Source organism: Streptomyces sp. SD31 (genome assembly GCF_052068475.1).
Lineage (GTDB): Bacteria > Actinomycetota > Actinomycetes > Streptomycetales > Streptomycetaceae > Streptomyces.
Genome location: NZ_JBQHCX010000015.1, coordinates 226,778 through 253,527 on the forward strand (window position 1 = coordinate 226,778; position 26,750 = coordinate 253,527).

28 protein-coding genes are annotated in these 26,750 nt (G+C 70.2%); 14 read left to right on the top strand and 14 right to left on the bottom strand.

Features of this window, described 5'->3' with window-relative positions:
- Positions 1 to 125 precede the first annotated feature (125 nt).
- The 5 genes from ACTMVF_RS29990 to miaA all read right to left on the bottom strand — a co-directional run bounded on the left by ACTMVF_RS29990 (position 126) and on the right by miaA (position 6,982).
- Positions 126 to 1,811, bottom strand: a complete 1,686-nt coding sequence (locus ACTMVF_RS29990; RefSeq protein ID WP_441274218.1) for a M1 family aminopeptidase — start codon at positions 1,809 to 1,811, stop codon at positions 126 to 128.
- 146 nt (positions 1,812 to 1,957) lie between these two features.
- Positions 1,958 to 4,150 carry a RelA/SpoT family protein gene (locus tag ACTMVF_RS29995; protein WP_441274219.1) on the bottom strand — a complete coding sequence of 731 codons (2,193 nt, stop codon included), beginning with the start codon at positions 4,148 to 4,150 and terminating at the stop codon, positions 1,958 to 1,960.
- A gap of 300 nt (positions 4,151 to 4,450) precedes the next feature.
- Positions 4,451 to 5,320, bottom strand: coding sequence for a diaminopimelate epimerase (gene dapF, locus ACTMVF_RS30000; RefSeq protein ID WP_441274220.1), 870 nt, complete (start codon positions 5,318 to 5,320; stop codon positions 4,451 to 4,453).
- A gap of 111 nt (positions 5,321 to 5,431) precedes the next feature.
- Positions 5,432 to 5,935: a hypothetical protein gene (locus tag ACTMVF_RS30005; protein ID WP_441274268.1), complete on the bottom strand. Its 504-nt coding sequence runs from the start codon at positions 5,933 to 5,935 to the stop codon at positions 5,432 to 5,434.
- 108 nt (positions 5,936 to 6,043) lie between these two features.
- Positions 6,044 to 6,982 (bottom strand): tRNA (adenosine(37)-N6)-dimethylallyltransferase MiaA, encoded by a 939-nt coding sequence (miaA, locus tag ACTMVF_RS30010; RefSeq protein WP_441274221.1) that lies wholly within the window; start codon positions 6,980 to 6,982, stop codon positions 6,044 to 6,046.
- A 182-nt stretch (positions 6,983 to 7,164) separates the two neighbouring features.
- Here miaA and ACTMVF_RS30015 point away from each other — a divergent pair, with 182 nt between their 5' ends.
- Both ACTMVF_RS30015 and ACTMVF_RS30020 read left to right on the top strand, forming a co-directional pair.
- A complete protein-coding gene (locus ACTMVF_RS30015; RefSeq protein WP_441274222.1) occupies positions 7,165 to 7,446 on the top strand; it encodes a hypothetical protein in 282 nt (93 codons plus the stop codon).
- A 24-nt stretch (positions 7,447 to 7,470) separates the two neighbouring features.
- Positions 7,471 to 7,740: an antitoxin gene (locus tag ACTMVF_RS30020; protein ID WP_441274223.1), complete on the top strand. Its 270-nt coding sequence runs from the start codon at positions 7,471 to 7,473 to the stop codon at positions 7,738 to 7,740.
- A 69-nt stretch (positions 7,741 to 7,809) separates the two neighbouring features.
- Here ACTMVF_RS30020 and ACTMVF_RS30025 read toward each other — a convergent pair whose 3' ends face one another.
- The 4 genes from ACTMVF_RS30025 to ACTMVF_RS30040 form a co-directional block, all read right to left on the bottom strand.
- Positions 7,810 to 8,538, bottom strand: coding sequence for a class III extradiol dioxygenase subunit B-like domain-containing protein (locus ACTMVF_RS30025; protein ID WP_441274224.1), 729 nt, complete (start codon positions 8,536 to 8,538; stop codon positions 7,810 to 7,812).
- Between the two features lie 52 nt (positions 8,539 to 8,590).
- Entirely contained in the window at positions 8,591 to 8,851 is a 261-nt protein-coding gene (locus ACTMVF_RS30030; RefSeq protein WP_441274225.1) for a hypothetical protein, read from the bottom strand.
- 23 nt (positions 8,852 to 8,874) lie between these two features.
- Positions 8,875 to 10,389 carry a tRNA (N6-isopentenyl adenosine(37)-C2)-methylthiotransferase MiaB gene (gene miaB, locus ACTMVF_RS30035; RefSeq protein WP_441274226.1) on the bottom strand — a complete coding sequence of 505 codons (1,515 nt, stop codon included), beginning with the start codon at positions 10,387 to 10,389 and terminating at the stop codon, positions 8,875 to 8,877.
- A gap of 68 nt (positions 10,390 to 10,457) precedes the next feature.
- Positions 10,458 to 10,934 (bottom strand): MarR family winged helix-turn-helix transcriptional regulator, encoded by a 477-nt coding sequence (locus ACTMVF_RS30040; protein ID WP_441274227.1) that lies wholly within the window; start codon positions 10,932 to 10,934, stop codon positions 10,458 to 10,460.
- A 183-nt stretch (positions 10,935 to 11,117) separates the two neighbouring features.
- Here ACTMVF_RS30040 and ACTMVF_RS30045 point away from each other — a divergent pair, with 183 nt between their 5' ends.
- The 3 genes from ACTMVF_RS30045 to ACTMVF_RS30055 all read left to right on the top strand — a co-directional run bounded on the left by ACTMVF_RS30045 (position 11,118) and on the right by ACTMVF_RS30055 (position 13,141).
- Complete coding sequence (locus tag ACTMVF_RS30045; RefSeq protein ID WP_441274228.1) at positions 11,118 to 11,789, top strand: GTP cyclohydrolase II; 672 nt, start codon at positions 11,118 to 11,120, stop codon at positions 11,787 to 11,789.
- A gap of 45 nt (positions 11,790 to 11,834) precedes the next feature.
- On the top strand, positions 11,835 to 12,131 hold the full coding sequence (locus tag ACTMVF_RS30050; RefSeq protein ID WP_441274229.1) for a DUF2218 domain-containing protein: 297 nt from the start codon (positions 11,835 to 11,837) through the stop codon (positions 12,129 to 12,131).
- A gap of 62 nt (positions 12,132 to 12,193) precedes the next feature.
- Complete coding sequence (locus ACTMVF_RS30055; RefSeq protein WP_441274230.1) at positions 12,194 to 13,141, top strand: NADP-dependent oxidoreductase; 948 nt, start codon at positions 12,194 to 12,196, stop codon at positions 13,139 to 13,141.
- A 53-nt stretch (positions 13,142 to 13,194) separates the two neighbouring features.
- Here the strand turns inward: ACTMVF_RS30055 and ACTMVF_RS30060 are convergent, their stop codons facing one another.
- Positions 13,195 to 13,599 carry a MazG nucleotide pyrophosphohydrolase domain-containing protein gene (locus tag ACTMVF_RS30060; protein WP_441274231.1) on the bottom strand — a complete coding sequence of 135 codons (405 nt, stop codon included), beginning with the start codon at positions 13,597 to 13,599 and terminating at the stop codon, positions 13,195 to 13,197.
- 155 nt (positions 13,600 to 13,754) lie between these two features.
- Between ACTMVF_RS30060 and ACTMVF_RS30065 the strand changes: the two genes are divergently transcribed.
- Complete coding sequence (locus ACTMVF_RS30065) at positions 13,755 to 14,750, top strand: TAXI family TRAP transporter solute-binding subunit (protein WP_441274232.1); 996 nt, start codon at positions 13,755 to 13,757, stop codon at positions 14,748 to 14,750.
- Positions 14,751 to 14,938: 188 nt separating this feature from the next.
- Here the strand turns inward: ACTMVF_RS30065 and ACTMVF_RS30070 are convergent, their stop codons facing one another.
- Positions 14,939 to 16,330: a sensor histidine kinase gene (locus ACTMVF_RS30070; protein ID WP_441274233.1), complete on the bottom strand. Its 1,392-nt coding sequence runs from the start codon at positions 16,328 to 16,330 to the stop codon at positions 14,939 to 14,941.
- A 9-nt stretch (positions 16,331 to 16,339) separates the two neighbouring features.
- Complete coding sequence (locus tag ACTMVF_RS30075; RefSeq protein WP_441274234.1) at positions 16,340 to 17,026, bottom strand: response regulator transcription factor; 687 nt, start codon at positions 17,024 to 17,026, stop codon at positions 16,340 to 16,342.
- Positions 17,027 to 17,314: 288 nt separating this feature from the next.
- Between ACTMVF_RS30075 and ACTMVF_RS30080 the strand changes: the two genes are divergently transcribed.
- From ACTMVF_RS30080 to ACTMVF_RS30115, 8 genes are all read left to right on the top strand, one after another.
- A complete protein-coding gene (locus ACTMVF_RS30080) occupies positions 17,315 to 18,091 on the top strand; it encodes an amino acid ABC transporter ATP-binding protein (RefSeq protein WP_441274235.1) in 777 nt (258 codons plus the stop codon).
- 132 nt (positions 18,092 to 18,223) lie between these two features.
- Complete coding sequence (locus tag ACTMVF_RS30085; protein ID WP_441274236.1) at positions 18,224 to 19,069, top strand: glutamate ABC transporter substrate-binding protein; 846 nt, start codon at positions 18,224 to 18,226, stop codon at positions 19,067 to 19,069.
- A gap of 96 nt (positions 19,070 to 19,165) precedes the next feature.
- Positions 19,166 to 19,840 (top strand): amino acid ABC transporter permease, encoded by a 675-nt coding sequence (locus tag ACTMVF_RS30090; protein ID WP_441274237.1) that lies wholly within the window; start codon positions 19,166 to 19,168, stop codon positions 19,838 to 19,840.
- Positions 19,837 to 20,769, top strand: coding sequence for an amino acid ABC transporter permease (locus tag ACTMVF_RS30095; protein WP_441274238.1), 933 nt, complete (start codon positions 19,837 to 19,839; stop codon positions 20,767 to 20,769). The genes ACTMVF_RS30090 and ACTMVF_RS30095 overlap by 4 nt, the downstream gene beginning before the upstream one ends.
- A gap of 177 nt (positions 20,770 to 20,946) precedes the next feature.
- Positions 20,947 to 22,626 (top strand): FAD-dependent monooxygenase, encoded by a 1,680-nt coding sequence (locus ACTMVF_RS30100; protein WP_441274239.1) that lies wholly within the window; start codon positions 20,947 to 20,949, stop codon positions 22,624 to 22,626.
- A 170-nt stretch (positions 22,627 to 22,796) separates the two neighbouring features.
- Complete coding sequence (locus ACTMVF_RS30105; protein ID WP_313960178.1) at positions 22,797 to 22,883, top strand: putative leader peptide; 87 nt, start codon at positions 22,797 to 22,799, stop codon at positions 22,881 to 22,883.
- A 94-nt stretch (positions 22,884 to 22,977) separates the two neighbouring features.
- The gene (locus tag ACTMVF_RS30110; RefSeq protein WP_441274240.1) at positions 22,978 to 23,544 is read left to right on the top strand and encodes a cysteine dioxygenase; all 567 of its coding nucleotides are present in this window, start codon (positions 22,978 to 22,980) and stop codon (positions 23,542 to 23,544) included.
- Between the two features lie 137 nt (positions 23,545 to 23,681).
- Positions 23,682 to 24,170, top strand: a complete 489-nt coding sequence (locus ACTMVF_RS30115) for a rhodanese-like domain-containing protein (RefSeq protein WP_441274269.1) — start codon at positions 23,682 to 23,684, stop codon at positions 24,168 to 24,170.
- A 253-nt stretch (positions 24,171 to 24,423) separates the two neighbouring features.
- Here the strand turns inward: ACTMVF_RS30115 and recX are convergent, their stop codons facing one another.
- On the bottom strand, positions 24,424 to 25,311 hold the full coding sequence (gene recX, locus ACTMVF_RS30120; RefSeq protein ID WP_441274270.1) for a recombination regulator RecX: 888 nt from the start codon (positions 25,309 to 25,311) through the stop codon (positions 24,424 to 24,426).
- Between the two features lie 153 nt (positions 25,312 to 25,464).
- Positions 25,465 to 26,592 carry a recombinase RecA gene (gene recA, locus ACTMVF_RS30125; RefSeq protein WP_441274241.1) on the bottom strand — a complete coding sequence of 376 codons (1,128 nt, stop codon included), beginning with the start codon at positions 26,590 to 26,592 and terminating at the stop codon, positions 25,465 to 25,467.
- Between the last annotated feature and the right edge of the window lie 158 nt (positions 26,593 to 26,750).

Sequence of the window (26,750 nt, forward strand, 5' to 3'; positions counted from 1 at the left end):
TCGATGGGGAATCCGATTGCGGCGCCTTCACTGCTCACAACGCACGAGTGCCCCGGGAGATTCCCGCGACCCGTGCCGCGCCGACCCGAAAATGGTCGCACGGCACGGGCCGTCTCGTCACTGCCTTATTTCGCGATCGCCTTGTTGACGATCACCTCGTTGACGACCGCCTTGTTGACGATCGCCTCGTTGCCGGTCGCCTTCTTGAGGCTCGGCTTCTTGGCAGTGGCCTTCTTCGCGGTGAGCTTCTTCGCGGTGAGCTTCTTCGCCGCGGTCTTCGCGGTGCTCTTCTTCGCGGGCGCCTTGTCGGGGTCCACGGACTTCCACTCCGGCTGACCGGGCATCGGCGGGGTCTTCTCCCCGTACAGCCAGGCATGCAGGAACCCGTCGAGTTGGCGTCCGGAGATCTCCTCCGCGAGCGCGACGAAGTCCGCCGTCGTGGCGGAACCGTCCTGGTGGCGGCTCACCCAGGCGCGTTCGAGACGATCGAAGGCCGAGGCGCCGATCTCCTGGCGGAGGGCGTACAGGACCAGTGCCGCGCCGTCATAGACGTTCGGCCGGAAGATGCCGTTCTTCTTGCCGGGAGTGCCGGCCTTGGGGGCGGCCGGAGGTCCGCCGGCCGCCCGCCAGCGGTCGGAGGCGGCGTACGCGGCCTTCATCCGTGCCTCCAGCGGCCGGCCGGTCTTCTCCGCCGCGTACAGGGCCTCGTACCAGGTGGCGTGCCCCTCGCTGAGCCACAGGTCGGACCAGGTGCGCGGGCTGACGCTGTCGCCGAACCACTGGTGCGCCAGCTCATGCACCATGATCGACTCGATGTACCACTTCGGGTAGGCCGACTCGGTGAAGAGCTCCTTCTCGAAGAGGGAGAGCGTCTGGGTCTCGAGTTCGAAGCCGGTGGCGGCCTCGGCCATGAGCAGGCCGTACGTCTCGAAGGGATACCGCCCGACCTTCCGCTCCATCCAGGCGATCTGGCCGGGGGTCTTCTTCAGCCACGGTTCGAGTCGCTCGCGGTCCTTGGTGGGTACGACGTCCCGTACGGGCAGTCCGTGCGGGCCGGTGCGGTGCAGCACCGTGGAACGGCCGATGGACACCTGGGCGAGCTCGGTGGCCATGGGGTGGCGCGTGCGATACGTCCAGGTCGTCGTCCTGCCCGCGCGGTCCACGTCGGTCCGCAGACCGTTGGCGACGGCGGTGTAGCCGTTGGGCGCGGTGACCCGGATGGTGAACATCGCCTTGTCGGAGGGGTGGTCGTTGCACGGGAACACGACGTGGGCGGCGTCGGCCTGGTTGGCCATGGCGAGGCCGTCGGCCGTCCGCACCCAGCCGCCGTCCCGGCTCTTGCCGTACTTGGGGTTGCTGGTGTGCCGCACGGTGACCTGCATCCAGCTGCCCTCGGGCAACGCCTCCTCGGGCGTGACCACGAGGTCCTCACCGGCACTGCTGAACGACGCGGGCTCCCCGTCGACCTGGACGGACTCGACCTTGCCGTGGGCGAAGTCCAGATTGAAGCGTTCCAGATCCGTGGTCGCCCAGGCGTTGATCGTGGTGACGGCCTTGAGGGGCTTGGTGTTGGTGCCGGGATAGGTGAACGAGAGGTCGTACGACGCCACGTCGTAACCGGGGTTGCCCAGGTGCGGGAAGAGTCGGTCGCCGACACCCAGGGGTTCGGCAGGGGCGCTCGCGGCGAGCAGGCAGGAGGAGAGGGCGAGGGCGAACAGCGCGGGGGCCTTGAGACGCCGACGGGTTCGGGGACGGGGGCGAGGAGCGCCAGGGACCGGTCGCTGGGCCTCGGTGCGGGGGGTGAGCAGCATGCACCACGGCTATCAGCGCGCGCGTGCGGGACGGCGGCGACGCGCGACCGGCACACTCGAACGGGGGTGTCGGGTGGGTGCAGTCGTGCTGGAAGGCGTGGGTGTGGGGGCTCGCACAGCAGTGCCCCTCGCGCTCCCGCGCCGCCTCACGCCCCCTGCGTCTGTGGCTGCGCCCTGCTCACGTCATACACGCCCGCCACATTGCGCATCGCCCGCATGAGCCCCGGGAGCAGCGCCGCGTCCGGGAGCTGGACGGTGTAGGTGTGGCGTACGCGCTGCTGGCTCGGTGGCTCGACCGTCGCCGAGACGATTTCGGCGCCCTCCAGGGCCATCGCTTCCGTGAGGTCGGCCAGCAGGTGGGGGCGGACGAACGATTCGGCGACCAGGGTGACCCGGCACTCGGTGGTGTCACCCCAACGCACGTCGACCTCCGCGCGCCCCGCGCCCTTCATACGGCTCACGGCGGCGCACTCGACGCGGTGGACGGTCACCACTCCCCCGCGCACGGAGAATCCGGTGACCTCGTCGGGCGGTACGGGGGTGCAGCAGCCGGCGAGGCGTACGGTCGCGCCCGGCCGGTCGACGAGGACGTCGGCGGTGGCGGAGCGGCCGGCCGGCCCCTCGACGGCAGGGCGGACGGCCTGCCCCTCCGTGCCGGCCTCCTGGCCCGCCGATCCGTCCGCCGTGGGCCGGAAGAGCACCCGGGTCTCCTCCGCCCCGGCGGCATCGCCCTGCGTGGGATGCGCGGCCAGCCACCGCTGGATGGCGATCCGGGCGGCGGGCGTATGGGCGTGCTCCAGCCACTCCCTGGAGGGCTCCGAAGCCGGGTCCTGGCCCATGAGGAGCTGGACGGTGTCACCGTCCCGCAGCACCGTGCTGAGCGTCGCCAGGCGGCCGTTGACCCGGGCGCCGATGCACGCGTGCGCGTCCTCGCCGTACTGCGCGTAGGCGGCGTCCACACAGGTCGCGCCCTCGGGCAGGCCCAGGGTGCCGCCGTCGGGCCGGAAGACGGTGATCTCGCGGTCCTGGGCGAGGTCCTCGCGGAGCGTCGACCAGAAGGTGTCCGGGTCGGGGGCGGCCTCCTGCCAGTCGAGGAGCCGGGACAGCCAGCCGGGACGCGTGGGGTCGGCGCGCTCACCGTCACTGGAGGCGACCTGCTCCTCCGAAGGAGGAGCGTAGGGATTGCCGAGCGCGACGACACCGGCCTCGGCGACCTTGTGCATCTGGTGGGTGCGGATGAGGACTTCGGTGACCTGGCCGTCCTCGCGGGCGACGGCGGTGTGCAGCGACTGGTACAGGTTGAACTTGGGGACGGCGATGAAGTCCTTGAACTCCGAGACGACGGGCGTCATACAGGTGTGCAGTTCGCCGAGGACGCCGTAACAGTCCGCGTCCTCGTTCACCAGCACCAGCAGCCGTCCGAAGTCGGCGCCGCGCAGCCTGCCGCGCTTGCGGGACACCCGGTGCACCGAGACGAAGTGCCGGGGCCGGATGAGGACTTCGGCCTGGATGCCGGCTTCGCGCAGGACCTTGCGCACCGCGACGGCCGTCTCGGCGAGCGGGTCGTCGGCGCGGGAGGCGTTTTCGACGATCAACTCCCGGGTGTGCTCGTACTCGTCCGGGTGCAGGATCGCGAAGACCAGGTCTTCCAGTTCGGTCTTGAGCGCCTGGACGCCGAGCCGTTCGGCCAGCGGGATGAGGACGTCGCGGGTCACCTTGGCGATGCGGGCCTGTTTCTCGGGGCGCATCACACCGAGGGTGCGCATGTTGTGCAGCCGGTCGGCGAGTTTGATCGACATCACCCGGACGTCGTTGCCGGTGGCGACGAGCATCTTGCGGAAGGTCTCCGGCTCGGCGGCGGCGCCGTAGTCGACTTTCTCCAGCTTCGTCACGCCGTCGACGAGGAAGCGGACTTCCGCGCCGAACTGCTCACCCACCTGATCAAGCGTCACATCGGTGTCCTCGACCGTGTCGTGGAGCAGAGAGGCCGTCAAGGTCGTGGTCTCGGCGCCCAGTTCGGCGAGGATCAGGGTCACCGCGAGCGGGTGCGTGATGTACGGCTCGCCGCTCTTGCGCATCTGACCGCGGTGCGAGGACTCGGCCAGCACATAAGCGCGGCGCAGCGGTTCGAGGTCGGCATCGGGATGGTGAGCGCGGTGGGCGTCGACGACATGGCTGATGGCGTCGGGCAGCCGGCCGCGTGCGGCGGGGCCGAGCAGCGCGGCCCGGCCGAGGCGTCGCAGATCGATCCGGGCGCGGGCCTTCCTGCGGGACACCGCGGGCGTCACAGGGCCTGCTACCGGGCCTGGCGTCGCGGGGTTCGTTGCCTCCGCACTCATGGGCACCTCCGGCTGCGTGGACCGGCGGACGGGGTGCCCCATGGCGGACACGGCTCAGGGGATGGCGACATCTCCCCCGTCCGGGCCGGTGCTTGATGCTACCGAGCCCATCACGTGCGGCTGACCGCCTCTCGCCGAGCGTGAAACGGATCACCCATTCGAGCGAGGGTTCACAGGTTTACGATTTTCCGCCACCTGGCAGACGACCGGCCATGATTTCGAACGTGCCCGTCACCCCGGAAGAGGCCGGTGACAGGCACCGGAGCGGTCGAGGCTGGGATACCAAGCCGCCCCTCCCTCTCAACGGGCCGCGTTTTCCAGCCAGTCCGCGTCGATCTCACCCTCGGCGACGATCACCGCGGGGCCGGTCATCTCGATCTCGCCGTCCGGCCGCTCGGTGATCACCAGGGTGCCGCCCGGCACATCGACGGTGTACGTCGCGGGGGTACCGGTGACCACCGGGTCGGCGCCGTCCCGCCGCGCGGCCGCCACGGCGACGGCACACGCGCCCGTGCCGCACGAACGGGTCTCGCCGGCACCGCGCTCGTGCACGCGCAGGGCGACATGCCCGGGCCCGCGGTCGACCACGAACTCGACGTTGACGCCGTCCGGGTAGGCGGCGGCAGGGCTGAACGGCGGCGGAGAGTACAGGTCACCGGCGTGCGCGAGGTCGTCCACGAAGGCGACGGCGTGCGGGTTGCCCATGTTCACGTTGCGTGCGGGCCAGCTGCGCTCGCCGACGCTGACCGTGACGTCCCCTTCGGGGAGCCGCGCCTTGCCCATGCCGACCGTGACGTCACCGTCCTTGGCGATGTGCACCGTCTTCACGCCCCCGCGCGTGGCGATGGCGAGGTCGCCCTCGGCGACGTGTCCGGCGCGCTGGAGGTAGCGCGCGAACACGCGCACGCCGTTGCCGCACATCTCCGCGATCGAGCCGTCGCCGTTGCGGTAGTCCATGAACCACTCGGCCTCGGCCGCCATGTCCTGGGCCTCGGGGTGCGCCGCGGACCGCACCACATGCAGCAGTCCGTCACCGCCGATGCCCGCGCGGCGGTCGCACAGCGCGGCGACGGCGGCCGGGGGCAGGTCGATGGCGTTCTCGGGGTCCGGGACGATCACGAAGTCGTTCTCGGTGCCGTGCCCCTTGAGGAAGGCGATCCGCGTGCTCATTCCTCGATCGTAAGGGGTCGGTACGACAAGCCATGCGTGGGCGGGGCCGCGGGATCCTTGGTCGGCCCACGCGCGCGTGTGGTCGTACGCCGAGCCACGCGCGCGTGAAGGTCAGCGCAGCCGGGCCACGCGCCACACGGCGAGCACGACCACCGCGGCCACGAGCAGGACGTAGGCCCCGACGACCCGCCAGTCCGGCCTGCGTCCGGCGCCCCGCGGGGGCAGGCCCGGCCAGGTGTAGCCGACCCGGCGGGCGGCCATCATGCCCCAGCCGGCCGCGCAGGAGCAGATCAGCAGGCCCAGCATGGCGATCACGGCTCCGCTGTCGCCGAAGTCGAAGGCCAGCGGGAACGCGAACATCAGGGAGCCGACCGCGGCGAGGGACACGATGGGCGCGAGCTGCCAGATGCGCAGTCGGCGCTGCGGGCGCAGCTCGACCTCGACCTCCGGGCCGCTTGCGTACATCTCCTCGGGCTCGGGGCCGTCGTCGGTGACGCCACCTTCCGCTTCGTCGGGACCGTCGGGGCTCAGACGGTCGCCGTCCTGCTCCGGGTCGCCCCTGTCGGTGGTGACGTTCTCGGTGCTTTGTGCGGTGTCGCGAGGGCCGGCCTCCATCGCCACGCGCCCTCCCAACTCGGACTCCACTTGGTCGATCGAAGCTCGATGATGGCATGGCGCCGGAGGCCCGGACGGCGGCCGGAGCGTCCCGATGCCATCACGTGATCAGGCTGTAACCGGTCGTTCGACCAACGCCAGCGCGAGATGCGGAAGTTCTGTGAGATCCGCCGCAGCCCCACTCAGCCAGTGCACCCGTGGGTCGCGCCTGAACCATGAATCCTGGCGGCGCGCGAAGCGCTTGGTGGCACGTACGGTCTCGGCGCGCGCCTCTTCGAGGGTGCACTCCCCGGCGAGCGCCGCGAGTACCTGCTGGTAGCCGAGTGCACGCGAGGCCGTACGCCCCTCGCGCAACCCTTGCGCTTCCAGCGCGCGGACCTCCTCCACGAGGCCGGCCTCCCACATCCGGTCGACCCGGCGCGCGATGCGCTCGTCGAGCTCGGGGCGTCCCACGTCGACGCCGATCTGGACCGTGTCGTAGACCGAGTCGTGGCCGGGGAGGTTGGCGGTGAAGGGTTGGCCGGTGATTTCGATCACCTCGAGGGCCCGGACGATGCGGCGCCCGTTGCTGGGCAGGATCGCCTGCGCGGCCTCGGGGTCGGCGGCGGCCAGGCGGGCGTGCAGCGCGCCGGAGCCGCGCAGCGCGAGCTCCTCCTCCAGCCGCGCCCTGACCTCGGGGTCGGTGCCGGGGAACTCCAGGTTGTCGACGGCCCCACGGACGTACAGCCCCGAGCCGCCGACCAGGATCGGCCAGCGCCCCTCGGCCAGCAGGGCGTCGATCCGCTCGCGCGCCAGCCGCTGGTACTCGGCGACGGACGCCGTGACGGTCACGTCCCAGATGTCCAGCAGGTGGTGCGGAACATCGGCGCGCTCCTCGGGCGTCAGCTTGGCGGTGCCGATGTCCATCCCTCGGTAGAGCTGCATGGAGTCGGCGTTGACGACCTCACCGCCGAGTCGCTGGGCCAGGAACACGCCCAGATCGGACTTTCCGGCCGCGGTCGGTCCGACGACGGCGATGACTCGGGGGGTGGAGGATGCGCTGCTCACCGACCCAGTCTCGCAAACCTCAGGGGGTGGCCTCGAACGAGTTACGTGACGGCACGCGCGCGGGGTCGTTGCCAGTTGCGAGGTTTTCGCCGCCGGTTTCGCGGGGGCGGCGACCGGGCGACGCAAACGGGCGCACCGGACGACGCGGGATTTCGCCCGCACGAGTAACGTATGGAGTGGATATGGGCGTTTTCGCACGACTTCTCCGGAGGTCAAAGGCTACGGAGGAGGCGTCAACCGCCGAGGCGCAGGCCGACACACCAACGGCCGAACCCGCGGCGGAGGAGGCGGCAGAGGCGAAGGGGTCGGCCGAGGTTCAGGCCGAGGACGGGGCCGAGGACGGGGCCCGGTCGACGGCGGCGGAGCCTGTCGAGGCCGATACCGACGAGGGCGTCGAGATCCCCAAGCAGCAGTCCGCCGACGAGGCGGCCGATCGTGAGGCCGACGAGGGCGCCCGCACGTAACTGCCCCGCGCGGGAAGGTGAAGCATGGGTCTGATGGATAATTTGAAAGCCAAACTCGCCCCGGCCAAGGACAGGGTCTCCGACTTCGCGCAGCGGCACGAGGACAAGGTCCAGCACGGCCTCGACAAGGCTGCGAAGGTCGTCGACGAGAGGACCAAGGGCAAGTACAGCGACAAGATCCACACGGGCACGGACAAGGCCAAGGGCGCCGTGGACCGACTCGCGCACAAGGGCGACGACACGGCGACGGGCACCAGCACGCCGCCACCGAACGCACCCCCGCCGACCCCCTGAACGGCACATCGACGGACGGCCGTGGAGCTCGAGGGCTCCCCGGCCGTCGCCGTTTGGGGTCGGCGTGCCCTACGACCAGGTCGCGACCAGGTACCCCACCCCGTACGGCGCGTCCTCGTACAGCAGGGCGCCCGAAAGGTCCGCCTCCTCGGCGGCTCCCGCGAGGACCTGCCACGGGGCCCGGCCCGAGGCCTTCAGGTCACGCGCGAGCTCGGTGTCCAGCGTCTTGAGGGCGGCCACGTCCGCCTTACCGAGTGCACGCGCGACGGACGCGTCGAAAGGTGCCGCCCGCTCGTCGAGGTAGCCAGGAGCCTTGAGCGTGCGGCAGGCGCTGGCGTCGCCCATCACCAGCAGGGCCACCCGCTCGGCCCGGGCGGCGATGTCCCTTCCGGTTTCCATACACCGCTCGGCCTCCAGAGGTTCCGCCACACCGAGTCCCTCGATCGGGGCGCCCTCCCACCCGGTCCGCTGCAACAGCCACGCGGCGACGGCCAGCGAAGCCGGAAGCAGGCGTTCCGACGGTGCCGGGACGGCCGCGTGGTCCTCGGCCCGGCCGAGCCGTACGTCGATGTCCACACCGAAGCCGCGGAAGGAACCCCGCGCCCCTTGCGGGTACGCCCCGCGCCCGCCCTCCTCGGCGGGCCCTACGACCACGAGCCGGTCCGGCCGCGCGGCCGCGAGCAGGCCGAGCGCATCCGTGCACGCGGCCCGCGCGGCATCCAGCTCGGGTGCGGCACCCGCGGCGAGCTCGGGCACGAGGAGCGGCGGGCAAGGGCAGACGGCGGCGGCGACAAGCATGATCGGCAGCCTACTGCGGCGCCCCGGGACGGCCCGGGACGGCGTCCGCGGGTCATGGGGCGTCCGTACTCCACACGCGCTCCGCGAGCGAGTACCGCAGGCGGTACGTGCCCAGCCCGCCCTTGACCTCCACGTAGTACGTGTCGTCGTCCACGCGGTAGACCTCGCGACGCCGCTGTTGCAGCCCCTCGGTGAACTTGTGCGTGCACGCCGTCTCGTACAGCTTGCGCCGCGCCTCCTCACGGGTGCCTTCGAAACGCGCGATCGGCCGGAACCTGTCCGGCAACTCCTCGACGACCACCCAATGAGCCATGCCTGCGCTCCCTCACGGTTCGGTCAGTCGACGGCGCAGCCCCCGGTGACCACCGGCAGCGGGTCCGGCACGCCCACCTTGGGAAGGCCGAGCAGGACACCGGCCGGCTTGGGCTGCTCGGCGGCGTTCCGCTTCTCCCAGGCGTCGCCCGCGCGCGTGCGGCGGACGTCGAGGACGGCACCCTCGGCGAGGAGGTGGTGCGGGGCGGCGTACGTGATCTCGACCGTCACCACATCGCCGGGGCGGACCTCCTGCTCCGGCTTGGTGAAGTGGACCAGGCGGTTGTCGGGGGCGCGGCCGGACAGGCGGTGGGTGGTGCCGTCCTTGCGGCCCTCGCCCTCGGCGACCATCAGCTCCAGCTTGCGGCCGATCTGCTTCTTGTTCTCCTCCCAGGAGATCTCCTCCTGGAGGGCGACGAGACGCTCGTAGCGCGCCTGCACGACCTGCTTGGGGATCTGGTTGTCCATGGTGGCCGCCGGCGTGCCGGGCCGCTTGGAGTACTGGAAGGTGAAGGCCTGGGCGAAGCGGGCCTCGCGGACGACGTGCAGGGTCTGCTCGAAGTCCTCCTCGGTCTCGCCGGGGAAGCCCACGATGATGTCGGTCGTGATCGCGGCGTGCGGGATGGCGGCGCGGACCTTCTCGATGATCCCCAGGTAGCGCTCCTGGCGGTAGGAGCGGCGCATCGCCTTCAGGACCGTGTCCGAGCCGGACTGGAGCGGCATGTGCAGCTGCGGCATCACATTCGGCGTCTCGGCCATGGCGGCGATGACGTCGTCGGTGAAGTCGCGCGGGTGCGGGGAGGTGAAGCGGACGCGCTCCAGGCCCTCGATGCTCCCGCAGGCCCGCAGCAGCTTGCTGAACGCCTCACGGTCGCCGATGTCGGAGCCGTACGCGTTGACGTTCTGGCCGAGCAGCGTGATCTCGCTGACGCCCTCGGCGACCAGGGCCTCGATCTCGGCGAGGATGTCGCCGGTGCGGCGATCCTTCTCCTTGCCGCGCAGGGCCGGGACGATGCAGAAGGTGCAGGTGTTGTTGCAGCCGACGGAGATCGACACCCAGGCCGCGTAGGCGCTCTCGCGGCGCGTCGGCAGCGTCGACGGGAACGCCTCCAGCGACTCGGCGATCTCGACCTGTGCCTCCTCCTGCACGCGCGCGCGTTCCAGCAGGACGGGCAGCTTGCCGATGTTGTGCGTGCCGAAGACGACGTCCACCCAGGGCGCCCGCTTCACGATGGTGTCGCGGTCCTTCTGCGCGAGGCAGCCGCCGACCGCGATCTGCATCCCGGGACGCTTGGTCTTCATCGGGGCGAGGTGGCCGAGGTTGCCGTACAGCTTGTTGTCGGCGTTCTCGCGGACCGCGCAGGTGTTGAAGACGACGACGTCCGCGTCGCCGTTCGAGCCCTCGGGGGCGCGTACGTAACCGGCGTCTTCGAGCAGCCCGGACAATCGCTCGGAATCGTGGACGTTCATCTGGCACCCGTAGGTGCGCACCTCGTATGTCTTCACGCCCACTGCCTGGCTCCGGTCGCTGCTGCTCATGGGACAAGGGTATGCGGTCGCCGGAGCCGCCCGCCCCGGCGTTCGGTGGCGGTACCGGGAGGAGAGGGCTATCGCGCGGAGCCGGCTTCGCTGTTCTGTATGCGGTGAGTTACCTCGGTCAGGCCGTCGGCGATGGTCGCGAGCTGCTGTGGTGTGAGGACGTCGATGAGCAGCTTGCGGACCTGTGCGACATGGCCCGGGGCCGCCCGCTCCAGCATGCGCCTGCCCGCGTCGCTGAGGACGGCGTAGACCGCGCGCGGGTCGCCGGGGCAGGAGCGTCGGGTCACCAGCCCGGCCTTTTCCAGCTGGGTGATCTGGTACGTCAGACCGCTCTTGGAGTTGAGGAGCGCATCGGCGAGCGCGCTCATGCGCATCTCCCGGTCCGGGGCCGCGTTGAGGCGCACGAGGATCTCGTACTGAAGGTGTGTGATCCCCACGTCTTCCTTGAGCTGTTGATCCAGTCGGCGATTGATGAGCGCACCGGCGGCCACGAAGGCGTACCAGGCGCGCAGCTCTTCCTCGTTCAACCACTGCGGTGCGGCCATGCGTCCACGTTATCGCGGCAGTTCAAATTCGAACCTGCGGCCGCGTGCGGCGGCCTGCGGGACCAGCGGTGTGACCGGCGCAACACGGCGAGGTTGTTCAAAATTTGAAACTTCACGCTATCGTCGAGGCATCGAGGTTCAAATTTGAACCCGCTGGTTCGCTCAGCCCTCGAAGGAGCACTCATGGACGTCGCCGCTTCCGCAGGTCACACCCGTCCCGCCGACGCTTCGGTCCGCACCCGTGTGACCATCCCGCTCCGCTTCGCCGACGGTTACACGGTCACCGCCGAGGCAGTCACATTCCACGGCCTGGCCGACGGCAAGGAGCACGTGGCACTCGTCCTCGGTGATCCCACGGCGGCGCCGGCACCGCTGGTGCGGCTGCACTCCGAGTGCCTGACCGGGGACGTGTTCGGCTCGGCACGCTGCGACTGCGGTCCGCAGCTGCGCGAGGCCGTGGAACGCATCGCCACCACCGGCGGCGTCCTGCTCTACCTCCGCCAGGAGGGCCGCGGCATCGGCCTCTACAACAAGCTGGACGCCTACGCCCTGCAGGACGCGGGCCTGGACACCTACGAGGCCAACACCGCGCTCGGCCTGCCCGAGGACGGCCGCGACTACACCGCCGCCGCCCAGATGCTGACCGCCCTCGGCATCGACGAGCTGGACCTGCTCACCAACAACCCCGACAAGGCGGGGCAGTTGCGCGACCTGGGCATCCCCGTGCGCTTCGTCCGGCCCACCGGAGTCTTCGCCACCGGTAGCAACGTCCGCTACCTGCGCGCCAAGGCCCAGCACACCCACCACACCATCGCCCTGCCCGAACCGGTCGGCCTCGCCGCGCTGGCCGGCTGACCCAGCCCGTCGGCACCCCTCGGCGCCCATCCCCGGAGTTCTCCCGTGCCTTCTTCCCTCGCCCACGTCGCCACCGACGCCGCCCCGCGCTACGCCAAGCAGCTCGCCTCACACTTCGGCCGGAAGCTCCCGGTCGAAGAGACAGCCGAGGGCGGGCACCGCCTCACTTTCCAGCACACCGACGTCGTACTCGAAGCCCTGGACGACCACCTGCTCATCCGGGTCACCGCACCCGACGCGACCACGCTCTCCGCCATCCAGGACGTCGTGGGCAGCCACCTCGAACGCTTCGGGCAGCGCAACGGACTGACCGTGACATGGGACGAACCCGCTCAGGACTGACGAACTGACGACACGCCCAGGAGACAGCCGACACGCCCAGGAGACAGGAGAAAGGCACCGCCATGAAGGCCGTCATCATCACCGACTTCGGGGCCGAGCCGCTCGTCACCGACCTGCCCGTACCGCAACCGGGCCCCGGCGAGCTGCTGGTCCGTCTGCACGCCGCCTCGCTCAACCCCTTCGACTGGAAGGTCGCCGACGGAGCCCTCAAGGACACGGTCGCACACGACTTTCCCCTCGTCATGGGCTCGGACGGCGCCGGCGTGGTCGAACGCATCGGCCCCGGCGTGAACCGCTTCCGGCCCGGCGACACCGTCTACGGCCAGTTCATGAACCTCCCGTACGGCCGGGGCTCCTACGCCGAGTACGTGCTGGCCGCCGAGGACGGCACGATCGCCCGCATGCCGGACGACCTGCCGTTCGCCGTCGCGGCCGCGCTGCCCACCGCCGGTGTCACCGCCTACCAGGCCATCGAGACCGCCCGCCTCGACACCGGCCACGTGATCCTCATCAACGGGGCCTCCGGTGGTGTGGGCCAGTCCGCGATCCAGTTCGCCGCCCTCCAAGGGGCCCACGTGCTGGCCACCGGCACCGGCGACATAGCGGGCCGCCTCCGTGAACTCGGCGCCGACCGGATCATCGACTTCGCCGCCGCACCCACCGCCGAGCAGGTCCTGGCCGCCCATCCCGACGGCATCGACGTCGTCCTCGACCTGGTCACCCAGCCCGGCGGCGACATCGACGCCCTGGCCGGACTGCTCAGGCCCGGCGGCAGGCTCATCAGCACCAACCGGGCCGCCGATCCCGACGCGCTGGCCGCCCGCGAGATCCACGGCATCAACCTCGTCAACGACCCCAGCCGGGCAGAGCTGGAGTCACTCGCCGCCCTTGCCGACGCCGGGAAGCTCCGGATCACGATCGACGCCGAGGTCCCCCTGGCCGACGCCCCCTCCGCTGTGGCCCGCGCCCGCGCCGGCGGCTCCCGCGGCAAGACGGTCATCCTGCCCTGACCGACACCGGCGAGGAGACCGGCTCGCCAACGAGCCCCCTCTCCCCCTGCCGGTCACGCCCCGTCGGCTACCCACCCCTGGCGGCGCAGCACGCCCGACACGTCCGGCGCCTCGTAGTGCTCGCCCTTGAGCACCTTGCCGTCGGCCCGTCGGGCGACCTGGCCGTCGGGGCCCAGCTTGGTCATGTTGGAGCGGTGGATCTCGGCCAGTACGGCGTCGAGGTCAATGCCGTGCACCAGGGCCGTGCCGTACGCGACGTAGACGACGTCCGCCAGCTCGTGCGCGAGTCTGTCGAGCGGGCCGGTGACGGAGACCTCGGCGACCTCCGCGGCCTCCTCGGCGAGCAGCTCGCCACGGTGTGCGGCGAGTTCCGGGGAGACCTCGGTCGGTGTACTGCGGGCGTCGAGCCCGAAGGCGAGGTGGAAGGCACGGACCAGGTCAGCGGGCGACGAACTCATACGGCGACTGTAGCGACCGGGTCCGACAGTCCTCCTCACGGCTGCGCCCGGCTCCGGCGGCCGCCGCCCCTCCCCACCCTCCCACTCCCCTGTGCCCCCTGCCCTGTGACCCCTGCCCTGGTCAGGACCACATGACGGCTGGCAGGATCGCGGCCATGTCCAAGGCACTCTCCCGCATCAGCAGGCGCCGGGCCCTGGAGGGCGCGGCCGCCGGGTTCGTCGCCCTCGGGTTGCTGCTGTGGTGGCTGCTGCCCCTGGGCGAGGAGCCACCGAGCGGGACCATCACTTTCAGTACGGGCACGCGGGCGGGGGTCTATCAGGAGTACGGTGCGCGTCTGCGCAACGAGCTGGCCAGGGACATGCCACAGCTGAAGGTGCGGCTGCTGACGAGCGACGGGTCACAGGAGAACGTCGAGCGCGTGGCGACGGGGCAGGCCGACTTCACGATCGCCGCCGCCGACGCGGTGGACACGTTCAAGATCGGCAATGAGCGCGTCACCGACCGACTGCGCGGTGTCGCACGTCTGTACGACGACTACGTACAGCTCGTCGTCCCGCCGGACTCGGACATCCGCTCCGTGGCGGACCTCAAAGGCAAGCGGGTGGCCATAGGGCTGCCCAACTCCGGTGTGCGGCTGATCGCCACGCGGGTGCTCGAGGCCGCCGGTATCGACCCGGAGAAGGACATCACGCCCCGCTCGGACGGCATCGACACCGGGCCCAAGCGGCTGGGGCGCGAGCTCGACGCGTTCTTCTGGTCGAGCGGCGTGCCGACGGACGGGCTGGAGGACATCGCCGAGACCTCCGCCTTCCGGTTCGTGCCGATCGACGCCGACCTCGTCGCCAAGGTGCACGCGCAGGGCGACGCGGCCCAGTTCTACCGCGCGACGAACATGCCGGAGTCGGCCTACCCCACCGTCCAGAACGGCGACACGGTGCCGACGATCGCCGTCTCCAACCTGCTGATCACCCGCAAGGACATGGACCCCCGCCTCACCGAATGGCTCACCCGTACGGTGATCAAGAGCCGCGACGGCATCGGCGCCCACGTCCACTCCGCGCAACTGGTCGACCTGCGTACGGCGATCTACACCGATCCCCTGCCCCTGCACGACGGCGCCCGGAACTACTACCGCTCGGTCAAGCCGTAGGAACCCTGCCGCCGTACGACCACTGCCGCCGTGTGCGCCCTGCCGCCGTACGACCACTCCCGCCGTGTGCACCCTGCCGCCGTACGACCTCTGCCGCCGTGTGCACCCTGCCGCCGTACGACCTCTGCCGCCGTGTGCACCCTGCCGGCGTAAGAATCCTGTCGGCGTAAGAATCCCGCCGACCGGCGCTAGGACGTCGGCCCCGACCTCGGCACCGTCACCGTCACCCGCAACCCGTGCGGCTCATGACGGTCGTACGAGATGGAGCCCCCGCCCGCCGCGAGCAGCACGCGCGAGATCGACAGCCCCAGGCCGGAGCCCTTGATGTTCTGGTGCCGGCCGCTGCGCCAGAAGCGGTCGCCGATGCGGGCGAGTTCCTCGTCGGTGAGGCCGGGGCCGTTGTCGGTCACGACGATCGTCGACGTACTGCCGTTGGAGGTGACGGCCACCTCGACCCGCTCGTCCTTCGGCGTGAACTTGACCGCGTTGTCGATCACCGCGTCCAGGGCGCTGGACAGGGCCACCGGGTCGGCCCAGGCGGTGGTGGGCGGGCAGTCCCCCACCAGCCGTACGCCCTTGGCCTCGGCCGTCGGCGACCAGGCCGCGACGCGCTCGGCGGCCAGCGCGCCCACGTCGGTGAGCCGGAGATCGGCCTCGGTGTGCTCGGCCAGGGCCAGGTCGAGCAGGTCGTCCAGGACCTGGGCGAGACGCTTGCCCTCGGCCTGCACCGAAGCGATCTCCGCATTGCCCTCGGGAAGTTCGAAGGCGAGCAGCTCGATGCGCAGCAGCAGCGCCGCGAGCGGGTTGCGCAGCTGGTGCGAGGCGTCGGCGACGAAGGCGCGCTGCTGCTCCAGCACGTCCTCGACGTTGTCCGCCATCTCGTTGAACGCCCGGGCCAGCCGCCGAAGTTCCGGCGGACCGCTGGCCACCGCGACTCGTGACTTCAGGCGACCACTGGCGATGGCGTGCGTGGTGGCGTCCAGCACCCGAACCGGCCTGAGCACCCAGCCGGTGAGCCGGAGCGCGGCGCCGACGGCCACCAGCATCGCGGCCGTCAGGCCCCCGCCGATGATCAGCCAGCCGTGCAGGATCCGCGAGCGCATCTGCCCGGTGGGCGAGTCGGTGACGACGACCGCGACGACGTCACCGTCCCGGATGACCGGCGAGGCGATGACGAGGCGGCCCCGCTGCCAGGGCCACACCTGCTTGGGGTCGTGGCTGCGCCGGCTGAGCAGCGACTCCTCGAAGGCGTCGCGCACTTCGCCGGTCGCGGGGAGGTGCCAGGTCTTCGGCCCCTTGGCCAAGGACCTGGCGTTGGGCAGGAACACGCCGGCCTGGATGCCGTAGACGTGGTGGTAGCTCTCGAGTTCCCGGCTCAGGATGCGCCGCTCGTCACGGGACCCGGAGGTGGTGTCGGCGGCGGGCCGTGCGATGGCCGCGAAGTACGCCGTGTCGTCGATCCGGTCGACGACGACCTTCTGCTGCTGGGCCGCGGCCAGGCTGACGGCGAGCGGGACGCCCAGGGCGAGCAGCACGGCCGCCATCAGGACGATGAGCAGCGGCAGGAGACGAGTGCGCACCCTTGCCCGCTAGGAGGCCGGGGAGACGAGTCGGTAGCCGACGCCCCGTACGGTCTCGATCAGCGCCGGCATGCGCAGCTTGGCGCGCAGGGACGCCACATGCACCTCGAGGGTGCGCCCGGTCCCCTCCCAACTCGTGCGCCACACCTCGCTGATGATCTGCTCCCGGCGGAAGACCACGCCGGGGCGCTGGGCGAGCAGGGCGAGGAGATCGAACTCCTTGCGGGTCAGTTGGACAACCAAACCGTCGACGCTGACCTGGCGGGTGGGCAGTTCGATGCGTACGGCACCCAGGCGCAGCACACCGTCGCCCCCCGCCCCGGCGTCCTCCTGCACGTTGCGCCGGCTGACGGCATGGATCCGGGCGAGCAGCTCTCCGGTGTCGTACGGCTTCACCACATAGTCGTCGGCCCCGAGGTTGAGGCCGTGGATGCGGGAGCGGACGTCGGAGCGTGCGGTGACCATGATCACCGGGGTGCTGGTGCGCTTGCGGATCTTGCCGCAGACCTCGTATCCGTCCTGGTCGGGCAGGCCGAGGTCGAGGAGGACGACGCCGAAGCCGTTGCCCTCGGGGACAAGCGCCTGGAGGGCTTCCTCGCCGCTGCGCGCGTGCGTGACGTCGAAACCGTGCCGCGCCAGCACCGCGGACAGCGCGGCGGCGACATGGTTGTCGTCCTCGACGAGGAGCAGTCTCACCCCGGCCTCCTTCGGTTCATCGGCCGTACGATGCAGGTAGGTACACAGTGCGTGCACACGCGCGCGTGCACCATGGCAGTCACGCTGATGGACGACGACGCCGTCAAGTGGGTTCCGGTCGCGCACAGCTTCCGTTATCCAGCCGGTACGCGCCCAGGTCTCAAGTGCTACGACACGTGTCCGATTGCTATCGGATCGTGATGCTCAGATTCCCCTCAGAACTAATGACGCAGGTCGGATACGGTTACTACTGTCCTCCGAAACCGAGGAGGACGGAGCCTGAGAGCGATGACCGAAGTATCGGTGGCCAAGGAAGATGTGGCCGCGACCGGCGAGCTGGTCGTCCTGAAGAACGTGAACAAGCACTTCGGCGCGTTGCACGTGCTCCAGGACATCGACCTGACGATCGCCCGCGGCGAGGTCGTCGTGGTCATCGGACCCTCCGGGTCCGGGAAGTCCACCCTGTGCCGCACCATCAACCGCCTGGAGACGATCGACTCCGGCACGATCGCGATCGACGGCAAGCCCCTGCCCGCGGAGGGCAAGGCGCTGGCCAAGCTGCGTGCCGACGTCGGAATGGTCTTCCAGTCCTTCAACCTTTTCGCGCACAAGACCGTGCTCGAGAACGTGATGCTGGGCCAGATCAAGGTCCGCAAGACCGACAAGAAGAAGGCCGAGGAGAAGGCCCGCTCCCTGCTCGACCGGGTGGGAGTGGCCAGCCAGGCGGACAAGTACCCCGCACAGCTCTCCGGCGGCCAGCAGCAGCGTGTGGCCATCGCCCGTGCCCTGGCCATGGACCCCAAGGTCATGCTCTTCGACGAGCCGACATCGGCTCTCGACCCGGAGATGATCAACGAGGTACTCGAAGTCATGCAGCAGCTCGCCCGCGACGGCATGACCATGATCGTCGTCACCCACGAGATGGGCTTCGCCCGTTCGGCCGCCAACCGGGTGGTGTTCATGGCGGACGGCAAGATCGTCGAAGAAGCTGTGCCCGACCAGTTCTTCAGCAACCCGCGCAGCGATCGCGCCAAGGACTTCCTGTCCAAGATCCTGCACCACTGACGGGGTGCGATCTCGCACCTCTGACGGGGTGCGATGCCGCACCACTGACGGACTGCTTCACGCACCCGACGACCTGCGTCAACCGCCGCTCCTGACGGCACGCATCTCTTCATCACGCAAAGGATGTTCACCATGAAGCTCCGCAAGGTCTCCGCCGCGGCCGCCGCTGCACTCGTGCTCTCGATCACCGCTACCGCCTGCGGCGGCGACAACGGCGACAGCGACTCCGCCGCCGGCTCCAGTGGCGGCGACAAGATCAAGATCGGCATCAAGTACGACCAGCCGGGTCTCGGCCTGAAGGAGCCCGACGGTTCCTTCTCCGGCTTCGACGTGGACGTGGCGACGTACGTGGCGAAGGAGCTCGGCTACGAGCCCGACCAGATCACGTGGGTCGAGACCAAGAGCGCCGACCGTGAGAACGCGCTCGCCCGTGGCGACGTGAAGTTCATCGCGGCGACCTACTCGATCACCGACGAGCGCAAGGAGAAGGTCGACTTCGCCGGGCCGTACCTGCTGGCCCACCAGGACCTGCTGGTCAAGTCCGACTCCGACATCTCCGAGGCCACCGACCTCAACGGCAAGAGGCTGTGTTCCGTGGTCGGCTCCACCTCGGCGCAGAACATCCAGGACGAGATCGCCCCGAAGGCCCAACTGAAGGAGTACGGCGGCTACTCGGAGTGCATCGCCGCCCTGCAGAGCGGCGCCGTGGACGCGGTGACCACGGACGACTCGATCCTCGCGGGCTTCGCCGCGCAGGAACAGTACAAGGGTCAGTTCAAGCTCGCCGGCCTCAAGCTGAGCAACGAGAACTACGGCATCGGTGTGAAGAAGGGCGACACCGAGACCGTCAACAAGATCAACACCGCCCTCGAGAAGATGGTCAGCGACAAGGCCTGGGACAAGGCGGTCACCGACAACTTCGGTCCGGCCAACTACAAGAACGAGCCCGCGCCGAAGATCGGCGTCGTCGTCAAGTAGCGCAGAGATCCACCGGCGCGCCGCCGTCCACCGCGATCAGGGCGGCGGCGCGCCGCGCTATCCACATACGCCACCCACCCGGAAGCGCGGGAGATCGTGTTCGACTTTCTTTCTGACTATGACAACCCGACCCTGTTGGGCGCCTTCTGGATGACGGTGAAACTCACCTTCTTCTCCGGCATCGGCTCCCTGATCTGGGGAACCCTCCTGGCCGCGATGCGAGTCAGCCCGGTCCCGCTGATGCGCGGGTTCGGCACGGCCTATGTGAACATCATCCGGAACATCCCCCTGACGGTCATCATCATCTTCACCTCGCTCGGCCTTGCCGACATCTTCCGCGTGACGATGGGCAGCGACGACTTCAAGGTCCAGGGCTTCCGGCTGGCGATCCTCGGTCTCGTCACCTACACCGCGGCCTTCGTCTGCGAGGCGATTCGTTCCGGCATCAACACCGTGCCGCTCGGCCAGGCCGAGGCAGCCCGTGCCATCGGGCTGACCTTCAGCCAGACGCTCCAGCTCATCATCCTGCCGCAGGCCTTCCGCTCGGTCATCGGCCCGCTGGCCAACGTGTTGATCGCGCTGACCAAGAACACCACCGTGGCGGCCGCGATCGGCGTGGCCGAGGCCGCCTACCTGATGAAGGAAATGATCGAGAACGAGGCCGCGGTCCTGCTCATCGGCGGGATCTTCGCCTTCGGTTTCGTGGTACTGACCCTGCCCACCGGCCTGATCCTCGGTTGGCTGAGCAAGCGACTGGCGGTGAAGCGATGACCTCCGTTCTCTACGACGCTCCGGGCCCCCGCGCCAAGCGGCGCAATGTGCTCATCTCAGTGGTCTTCTTCGCCCTGCTTGCCCTGCTCGCCTGGTTCATCTGGTACAAGCTGGACGAAAAGAACCAGTGGACGTGGGCCCTGTGGAAGCCGTTCACTCAGTCGGAAGCCTGGACGACCTATCTGCTGCCGGGTCTCGGCAACACGCTGAAGGCCGCGGCGCTGGCCATGGTGATCGCCCTTCCGCTGGGCGCGATCTTCGGTATCGCACGGCTCTCCGACCACCGGTGGGTGCGGCTTCCGGCCGCCTGGGTGGTCGAGTTCTTCCGGGCGATCCCGGTCCTGCTGCTGATGCTGTTCGCCAACGAGTTCTACAACAGCTACACGGGCGTCTCCAGCGAACAGCGGCCCCTCTACGCGGTCGTCACCGGCCTGGTGCTCTACAACGCGTCCGTCCTTGCCGAGGTCGTGCGGGCGGGCATCCTCTCGCTGCCCAAGGGGCAGTCGGAGGCTGCCATGGCGGTCGGCCTGCGCAAAGGCCAGACCATGAGGAGCATCCTGCTGCCGCAGGCCGTCACCGCCATGCTGCCGGCCATCGTCAGCCAGCTCGTGGTCATCGTGAAGGACACCGCGCTGGGCGGCGTGATGATCGGGTTCACCGAACTGCTCAACGCGCGCCAGACGATGGCAGCCTTCTACGCCACCGTCATCCCCAGCTTCATCGTGGTGTCGATCATCTACATCGTGCTCAACTTCATCCTCACCAGCTTCGCGAGCTGGCTGGAGCAGAGGCTGCGGCGCAGCAAGAAGAGCACGGGCGCGGTCCTCAGCGCCGAGGACATGGAGGAGCTCAACCCCGCTGCGGTGGGCGGCTCCTTCGGGACCGGCGGTGAAGGCGGCGGCCTCCCGGGCTCCAGGACCTATACCTGACGAACAGCCAAATAGTATGAACGGCACGGAGGGCAGTGGCATGATCGCCACTGCCCTCCGTCACTTGACGCAAGCACCGGCAATGGGTTGCATACGTTCTGTGATCGTGCACCCTGCTCCAACTTTCTGTTCACTTGCGTCCCTCGGGACACCGCTGCGGGCAGGGGGCGCCGCGCCGTGGACCCGGTGATCATCGTCGGAGCGGGGCCCGTCGGGCTCACGCTCGCCCTGGCGCTGGCCCGTCAGGAGGTGCCGTCCGTCGTACTCGACGAGGGCCCAGGGAAGGACGAACCCCGCCTCGCCCGCACCGCCGTCCTGCGCGAGGACACCACCGCCCTCATGGAGCGCCTCACGGGTGTGCCGGTCGCCGAGGCCGGGGCACGCTGGGCCGGATGGCGGGCAATGCGGCGCAAGCAGGTGATGCGCGAGGTCACGTTCGACGCCGCCACGGACGAGGGCGAGGGCGTCACGAGCCCTGGGGGCGCAACGAACTCCGGGGTCGCCAGGAACCCAGCCCCCCTGCACATCCCCCAGCACGTGCTGACCAACGCCCTGCGCGCGGCCCTCGCGGGCGAACGGCTCGTCAAGATCGTCGTGGACAGCCGCCTGGACGCGATCGAGCAGGAGCCCTCGGGCGTCACCGCCCACACCCGCGGCCCCAAGGGCACCTGGTGGCGCGGCAGTTACCTGGTGGGCTGCGACGGCCAGCGCTCGACCGTACGAAAACTGGAGGACATCCGCTTTCCCGGCCGTACAGCGGTGGAGCGACACGCCGTGGCCGCGCTGCGCGCGGAACTTCCGTGGGATGGTAAGGCGTTGCTCCATCGGATGCCGCCGTGGCGGACGTCCGGTCCCTCGGGCGGGGAGGTCACCGGACGGCCGCTCCCGGACGGGGTGTGGCGCCTCGACTGGCTGCTGCCGCCGGGCAAGGACCTGGTCACGCCCGAGATGCTGGTGGCCCGCGTCCGGGAGACGCTCGCCGGGTGGACCGGCGGGACGACACCGCCGTACGAACTCCTCGACACCGGGGTTCACACGGTCCACCACCGCCTGGCCCGCCGCTGGCGCGTGGGCCGCGTCTTTCTCGCCGGGGACGCGGCGCACTGCCTCGGCACGCTCGGCACGCACGGGCTGGACGAGGGGCTGCGGGACGCCGACAACCTCGCCTGGAAGTTGGCGCCGGCCTGGCATCACGGCCCGCACGAGGCGCTGCTCGACAGCTACCAGGCGGAGCGGCGCGCGGCCGTCGCCGCCCGGCTGCGCGCCGCCGACCAGGCGCTGCCGCTGCTGCGCGGCGGCGGCGGGCTGCGCGCGGTCGTCCCCGGCTCCGCCCGGGGCCATGACGCGCTGCTGATGGACGGCCACCTCGGGCAGGGAGCGATCGGTGCGCCGCGGACGTACGCCGACTCCCCGCTCGCGCCCCCGCCCCTGGAGGGCGAGGTCCCCTTGGACACACCGCGCGGGGCGCCGGTCATGGACGTGCGGGTCACCGCGGAGGACGGCTCCTTCGTTCAACTGCGGGACCGGCTTGGGCGCGGGGCGCTGCTGGTCGTACTGATCGCGCCGGGCACAGGCGTGTGGGACCGCAAGCACTGGGCCACCGCCGGGATCATGCCCCGGCTGGCCGCCGCGGTGACGGCACTGCCGTATCCAGCCGAGTTGCTGGTCGCCGAGAGCTATCCGGGGGCGGCGGCGCATTCGGTCCTGCTGATCCGCCCCGATGGGCACCTGGTGACGGCGTTGAGCGGGGTCCGGCCGGCCGATCTGTACGCGGCGGCCGAGGCGGCACTGGGCGGTCCGGTCAAGGCACGGGCCGAGGCGACGGAGGAGGCCGGGGCGGCGGCAGGCTCGCGCTGACGGCGCTGACGCCGTCGCACGGAGGCAGCCGTCCTGACCTGGGAATTCATCCGGGACTTCGTCGGGAACTCACCTGGGAACTCACCCTGGAGCAACACTCACTGTCACTCTGCGGTCCGCATAGTGACAGTCAGTTGACCGGTTCGCACCGTCATGGTGTACTCCCGACCATGACCGACACCTGTGTGCGCCTGTGGCGGAGGGTCCATATGGACCTCGTCCGCTATGCAGGCTGCGTGTGTCGTCCGTCCTGCTGAACTCGCATCCCTTTTCTTCCGCGCGCGCCACGCCTGCCGCCTCGCCGCCTCCGCTGACGCGCGCTCTTGGCGAACTCTCTTCAGGACGGTGCCCGTGTCTGTATCCCCTGCCGCCGTTGCCGCTTCTCAGCAGGTTTCCGCGGCGAGCCCCACCTCCCCACCGGTTTCCACGCCGACGCAGGCAGACCTGCTCGACTTCGTACGGCGTGCTGCCGCCGACGCCGACTTGATCGCCTCGCTCCCGCTCGACCCCGAGGGCCGTACCTGGGTACGGCTCGAGGGCCCCGGCGGCAGCGAGGCATGGCTGATCGGCTGGCCGCCCGGGACGGGCACCGGCTGGCACGACCACGCCGACTCGGTCGGTGCCTTCGTTACGGCGGCCGGTGAGCTCAAGGAGAACGCGCTCGCCGTCCGGCTGCCCGCCGACGGCTGGAAGACATTGGAACTGACGGACGACGTGGACCGCGAACGCCGACTGCCGGCCGGAAACGGCCGCTCCTTCGGCCGCCACCATGTCCACGAGGTCCTCAACGAGTCCGCCGACCGGCATGCCATCTCCGTTCACGCCTACTACCCGCCCCTGCCGCGGATCCGCCGCTTCAGCCGCAGCGGGCCGATCCTGCGCCTGGAGCAGGTGGAACGTCCGGAGGACTGGCAGTGAGCGGGGCGGAGGGCCCTTCGGCGTACGGCTTGAGTCAACGGCCGGTCCGCGAGGGTGAGTTGACGACGAGCGGTGTGAACGGCGTGAGCAAGGAGCAGTCGACCGAGGAGCCGTCGGTCGGCGGGGGCGAGTCGAAGATGAGCGGCGTGAGTGAGCCGCCGGTCGGCGAGGGCGAGTCGAAGGGGGGCGTGGGCGACGTGGAGGGCGTGGAGGGCGATGCCGACCGGCCGCTCGGCATCGACGAGCTCCTGGAGCGGGTGCGCGCGGGCTACACGCGGACCGGGCCGCGGGAGGCGTACGAGGCCGCCCAGGCCGGTGAGGCCCTGCTGGTCGATATCCGGTACGCGGCCCTGCGCGAGCGGGACGGGCTGATCCCCGGCGCCCTCGTCGTCGAGCGCAACGAACTCGAGTGGCGGCTCGATCCGCAGGGCAGCCATCGCGCCCCCGAGGCAACGAGTCACGACCTGCGGGTCGTGGTCATCTGCAACGAGGGGTACGCATCGAGCCTGGCGGCCGAGTCACTACGGCGGCTGGGGCTGCACCGGGCGACCGATCTGGTCGGGGGATTTCAGGCTTGGCGGGCAGAGGGGCTTCCGGTGTCGCCGGAGGTGGGGACAGAGACTTAGCCCTAGTGGTTGCTCGCGGGCAGTGGAACGGGACCACGCCCTTCAACCCCATGACCTCGTCGACCACCTCGGACGGCCCAGCAGGCCCGCGTGATCACTACCCGGCCCCGAACGCGATGGGCGCCCCCGCGCGTCCACCGTGTCCGGGGCCGGAATCCTGCATTCCCTACTCCCGACTCCCTGCTCCATCCCCCACCTCAGGGTCTGTTCGCCCACCCCAGCGCCAATATGGTGCCGTGGCCACGGGCGGCGATCAGAACCCCTCGTCCCCGAGGAACTCCGTGTCCTCTCCCTCTTCCTCCAGGGCCTGCCGGACCACCCGCAGGGCCATGCCCTCGGGGTAGCCCTTGCGGGCCAGCATGCCCGCGAGGCGGCGCAGGCGTTTGTCGCGGTCGAGGCCACGGGTGAAGCGCAGTTTGCGGGCGACGAGTTCGCGTGCGGTCGTCTCCTCCTGCTCGGAATCGAGCTGGGCGACGGCCGCATCGATCAGCGTGGAGTCGACGCCCTTGGTGCGCAGTTCCTGGGCAAGCGCACGTCGAGCCAGTCCCCGGCCGTGGTGCCGGGACTCCACCCAGGCGTCCGCGAACGCACTGTCGTTGATGAGACCGACCTCCTCGAACCGCGACAGCACCTCCTCGGCGGCGTCGTCCGGAATCTCCCGCTTGCGCAGGGCGTCCGCGAGTTGCTTGCGCGTACGCGGGGTCCCGGTGAGCAGACGCAGACAGATCGCCCGCGCCTGCTCCACCGGGTCCCCCGGGGGCGCCCCCTTCTCGGCCCTCGACGAGGAAGAGGCGCCTCCGTCCTCACCGGGCTGCTCTGTACGGCCGCGCCGGCGACGCCCGCGTGAACCGCCCGAACCATCCGCGCCCCGGGCCCCACCACGGCTTCGGCGCGAGCCGCCGGACGCTCCTGCGCCCGGCGCCGAGCCGCCCTCCGACCACGCTTCGCCGTCCACCGCACGACGGCCCGGAGCATCGCCGTACGCCAGGCCCGGAGCATCGCCGTACGTCAAGCCCGACTCATCGTCATACTCCGGGCTCGGCTCGTCGCCATACCTCGGGTCCGACTCATTGCCGCGCCCCCCGTAGCTCCCGTAGCTCCCGTGGCTCCCGTACGACCCACTCGTGCCGTACGGCGCCATGCCGTCGTTCCCCCCATCCGTGTCATAGGCCGCGTCTCCTCCGTAGACGTAACCGCCCGTCCCGGAGGAGGCCCTGTCGCCGCCTCTCGCCCGCTCACGCGGAGCGGCCGGGTCGGCGGCGTACTCGGCCCAGTCCGTGCGTCGTGTCACGGGTCAGCTCTTGGCTGCCACGGCCTTGGTCTTGGCCGCCTTGGCCGCCGCCGGAGCCGGCACCGTCTTCGCGGCGTCGTCCGGGGTGGCGGAGACCGCGGCGTCCGCGCCCGGCTCGGCGGCCGGCTCCTGGGGACGCACGCCGACGCCCAGCTTCTCCTTGATCTTCTTCTCGATCTCGTTGGCCAGGTCGGGGTTGTCCTTCAGGAAGTTGCGCGCGTTCTCCTTGCCCTGGCCGAGCTGGTCGCCCTCGTACGTGTACCAGGCGCCGGCCTTGCGGACGAAGCCGTGCTCCACGCCCATGTCGATCAGGCCGCCCTCGCGGCTGATGCCCTGGCCGTAGAGGATGTCGAACTCGGCCTGCTTGAAGGGCGGCGCGACCTTGTTCTTGACGACCTTGCAGCGGGTGCGGTTACCGACCGCCTCCGTGCCGTCCTTCAGGGTCTCGATGCGACGGATGTCGATACGCACCGAGGCGTAGAACTTCAGCGCCCGGCCACCGGTCGTGGTCTCGGGGGAGCCGAACATCACGCCGATCTTCTCGCGGAGCTGGTTGATGAAGATCGCGGTGGTCTTGGACTGGTTGAGTGCGCTGGTGATCTTCCGCAGGGCCTGGCTCATCAGACGCGCCTGCAGACCGACGTGGCTGTCGCCCATCTCGCCCTCGATCTCCGCGCGCGGGACGAGCGCCGCGACGGAGTCGATGACGATGAGGTCGAGGGCGCCGGAGCGGACCAGCATGTCCACGATCTCCAGCGCCTGCTCACCGTTGTCCGGCTGAGACAGGATCAGGTTGTCGATGTCGACGCCGAGCTTCTTCGCGTACTCGGGGTCGAGGGCGTGCTCCGCGTCCACGAAGGCGACTTGGCCGCCGGCCTTCTGGGCGTTCGCCACCGCGTGCAGGGTCAGGGTCGTCTTACCGGAGGACTCGGGGCCGTACACCTCCACCACACGGCCTCGCGGCAGGCCGCCGACGCCAAGGGCGACGTCGAGTGCGGTCGACCCGGTGGGGATGACCTCGATGGGCTCGTTCGGCCGCTCGCCCATGCGCATGACCGCGCCCTTGCCGAATTGCCGTTCAATCTGTGCGAGCGCGGCGTCGAGCGCCTTCTCGCGGTCGGTTCCTGCCATGGGTTCCACCCGGTTTGCTTGAGTCGATCGCTTCACGTCAAAGACGCTAACGCCTGCCACTGACAATGCGCCCCGACGCCCGTCCGGCCTGTGGATAACTCGGGCACATCTCCATCGAAACCGTGGCGAACTGCCCGCCGAGCGCCCCGCCGGCGCCT

Coding starts and splice junctions, on each gene's coding strand:
- ACTMVF_RS29990 (WP_441274218.1), bottom strand. CDS start 1,811: ATGCTGCTCACCCCCCGCACCGAGGCCCAGCGACCGGTCCCTGGCGCT.
- ACTMVF_RS29995 (WP_441274219.1), bottom strand. CDS start 4,150: ATGAGTGCGGAGGCAACGAACCCCGCGACGCCAGGCCCGGTAGCAGGC.
- dapF (WP_441274220.1), bottom strand. CDS start 5,320: ATGAGCACGCGGATCGCCTTCCTCAAGGGGCACGGCACCGAGAACGAC.
- ACTMVF_RS30005 (WP_441274268.1), bottom strand. CDS start 5,935: ATGGAGGCCGGCCCTCGCGACACCGCACAAAGCACCGAGAACGTCACC.
- ACTMVF_RS30015 (WP_441274222.1), top strand. CDS start 7,165: ATGGGCGTTTTCGCACGACTTCTCCGGAGGTCAAAGGCTACGGAGGAG.
- ACTMVF_RS30020 (WP_441274223.1), top strand. CDS start 7,471: ATGGGTCTGATGGATAATTTGAAAGCCAAACTCGCCCCGGCCAAGGAC.
- ACTMVF_RS30025 (WP_441274224.1), bottom strand. CDS start 8,538: ATGCTTGTCGCCGCCGCCGTCTGCCCTTGCCCGCCGCTCCTCGTGCCC.
- ACTMVF_RS30030 (WP_441274225.1), bottom strand. CDS start 8,851: ATGGCTCATTGGGTGGTCGTCGAGGAGTTGCCGGACAGGTTCCGGCCG.
- miaB (WP_441274226.1), bottom strand. CDS start 10,389: ATGAGCAGCAGCGACCGGAGCCAGGCAGTGGGCGTGAAGACATACGAG.
- ACTMVF_RS30040 (WP_441274227.1), bottom strand. CDS start 10,934: ATGGCCGCACCGCAGTGGTTGAACGAGGAAGAGCTGCGCGCCTGGTAC.
- ACTMVF_RS30045 (WP_441274228.1), top strand. CDS start 11,118: ATGGACGTCGCCGCTTCCGCAGGTCACACCCGTCCCGCCGACGCTTCG.
- ACTMVF_RS30055 (WP_441274230.1), top strand. CDS start 12,194: ATGAAGGCCGTCATCATCACCGACTTCGGGGCCGAGCCGCTCGTCACC.
- ACTMVF_RS30060 (WP_441274231.1), bottom strand. CDS start 13,599: ATGAGTTCGTCGCCCGCTGACCTGGTCCGTGCCTTCCACCTCGCCTTC.
- ACTMVF_RS30065 (WP_441274232.1), top strand. CDS start 13,755: ATGTCCAAGGCACTCTCCCGCATCAGCAGGCGCCGGGCCCTGGAGGGC.
- ACTMVF_RS30080 (WP_441274235.1), top strand. CDS start 17,315: ATGACCGAAGTATCGGTGGCCAAGGAAGATGTGGCCGCGACCGGCGAG.
- ACTMVF_RS30085 (WP_441274236.1), top strand. CDS start 18,224: ATGAAGCTCCGCAAGGTCTCCGCCGCGGCCGCCGCTGCACTCGTGCTC.
- ACTMVF_RS30095 (WP_441274238.1), top strand. CDS start 19,837: ATGACCTCCGTTCTCTACGACGCTCCGGGCCCCCGCGCCAAGCGGCGC.
- ACTMVF_RS30105 (WP_313960178.1), top strand. CDS start 22,797: ATGACCGACACCTGTGTGCGCCTGTGGCGGAGGGTCCATATGGACCTC.
- ACTMVF_RS30115 (WP_441274269.1), top strand. CDS start 23,682: ATGAGCGGCGTGAGTGAGCCGCCGGTCGGCGAGGGCGAGTCGAAGGGG.
- recX (WP_441274270.1), bottom strand. CDS start 25,311: ATGGCGCCGTACGGCACGAGTGGGTCGTACGGGAGCCACGGGAGCTAC.
- recA (WP_441274241.1), bottom strand. CDS start 26,592: ATGGCAGGAACCGACCGCGAGAAGGCGCTCGACGCCGCGCTCGCACAG.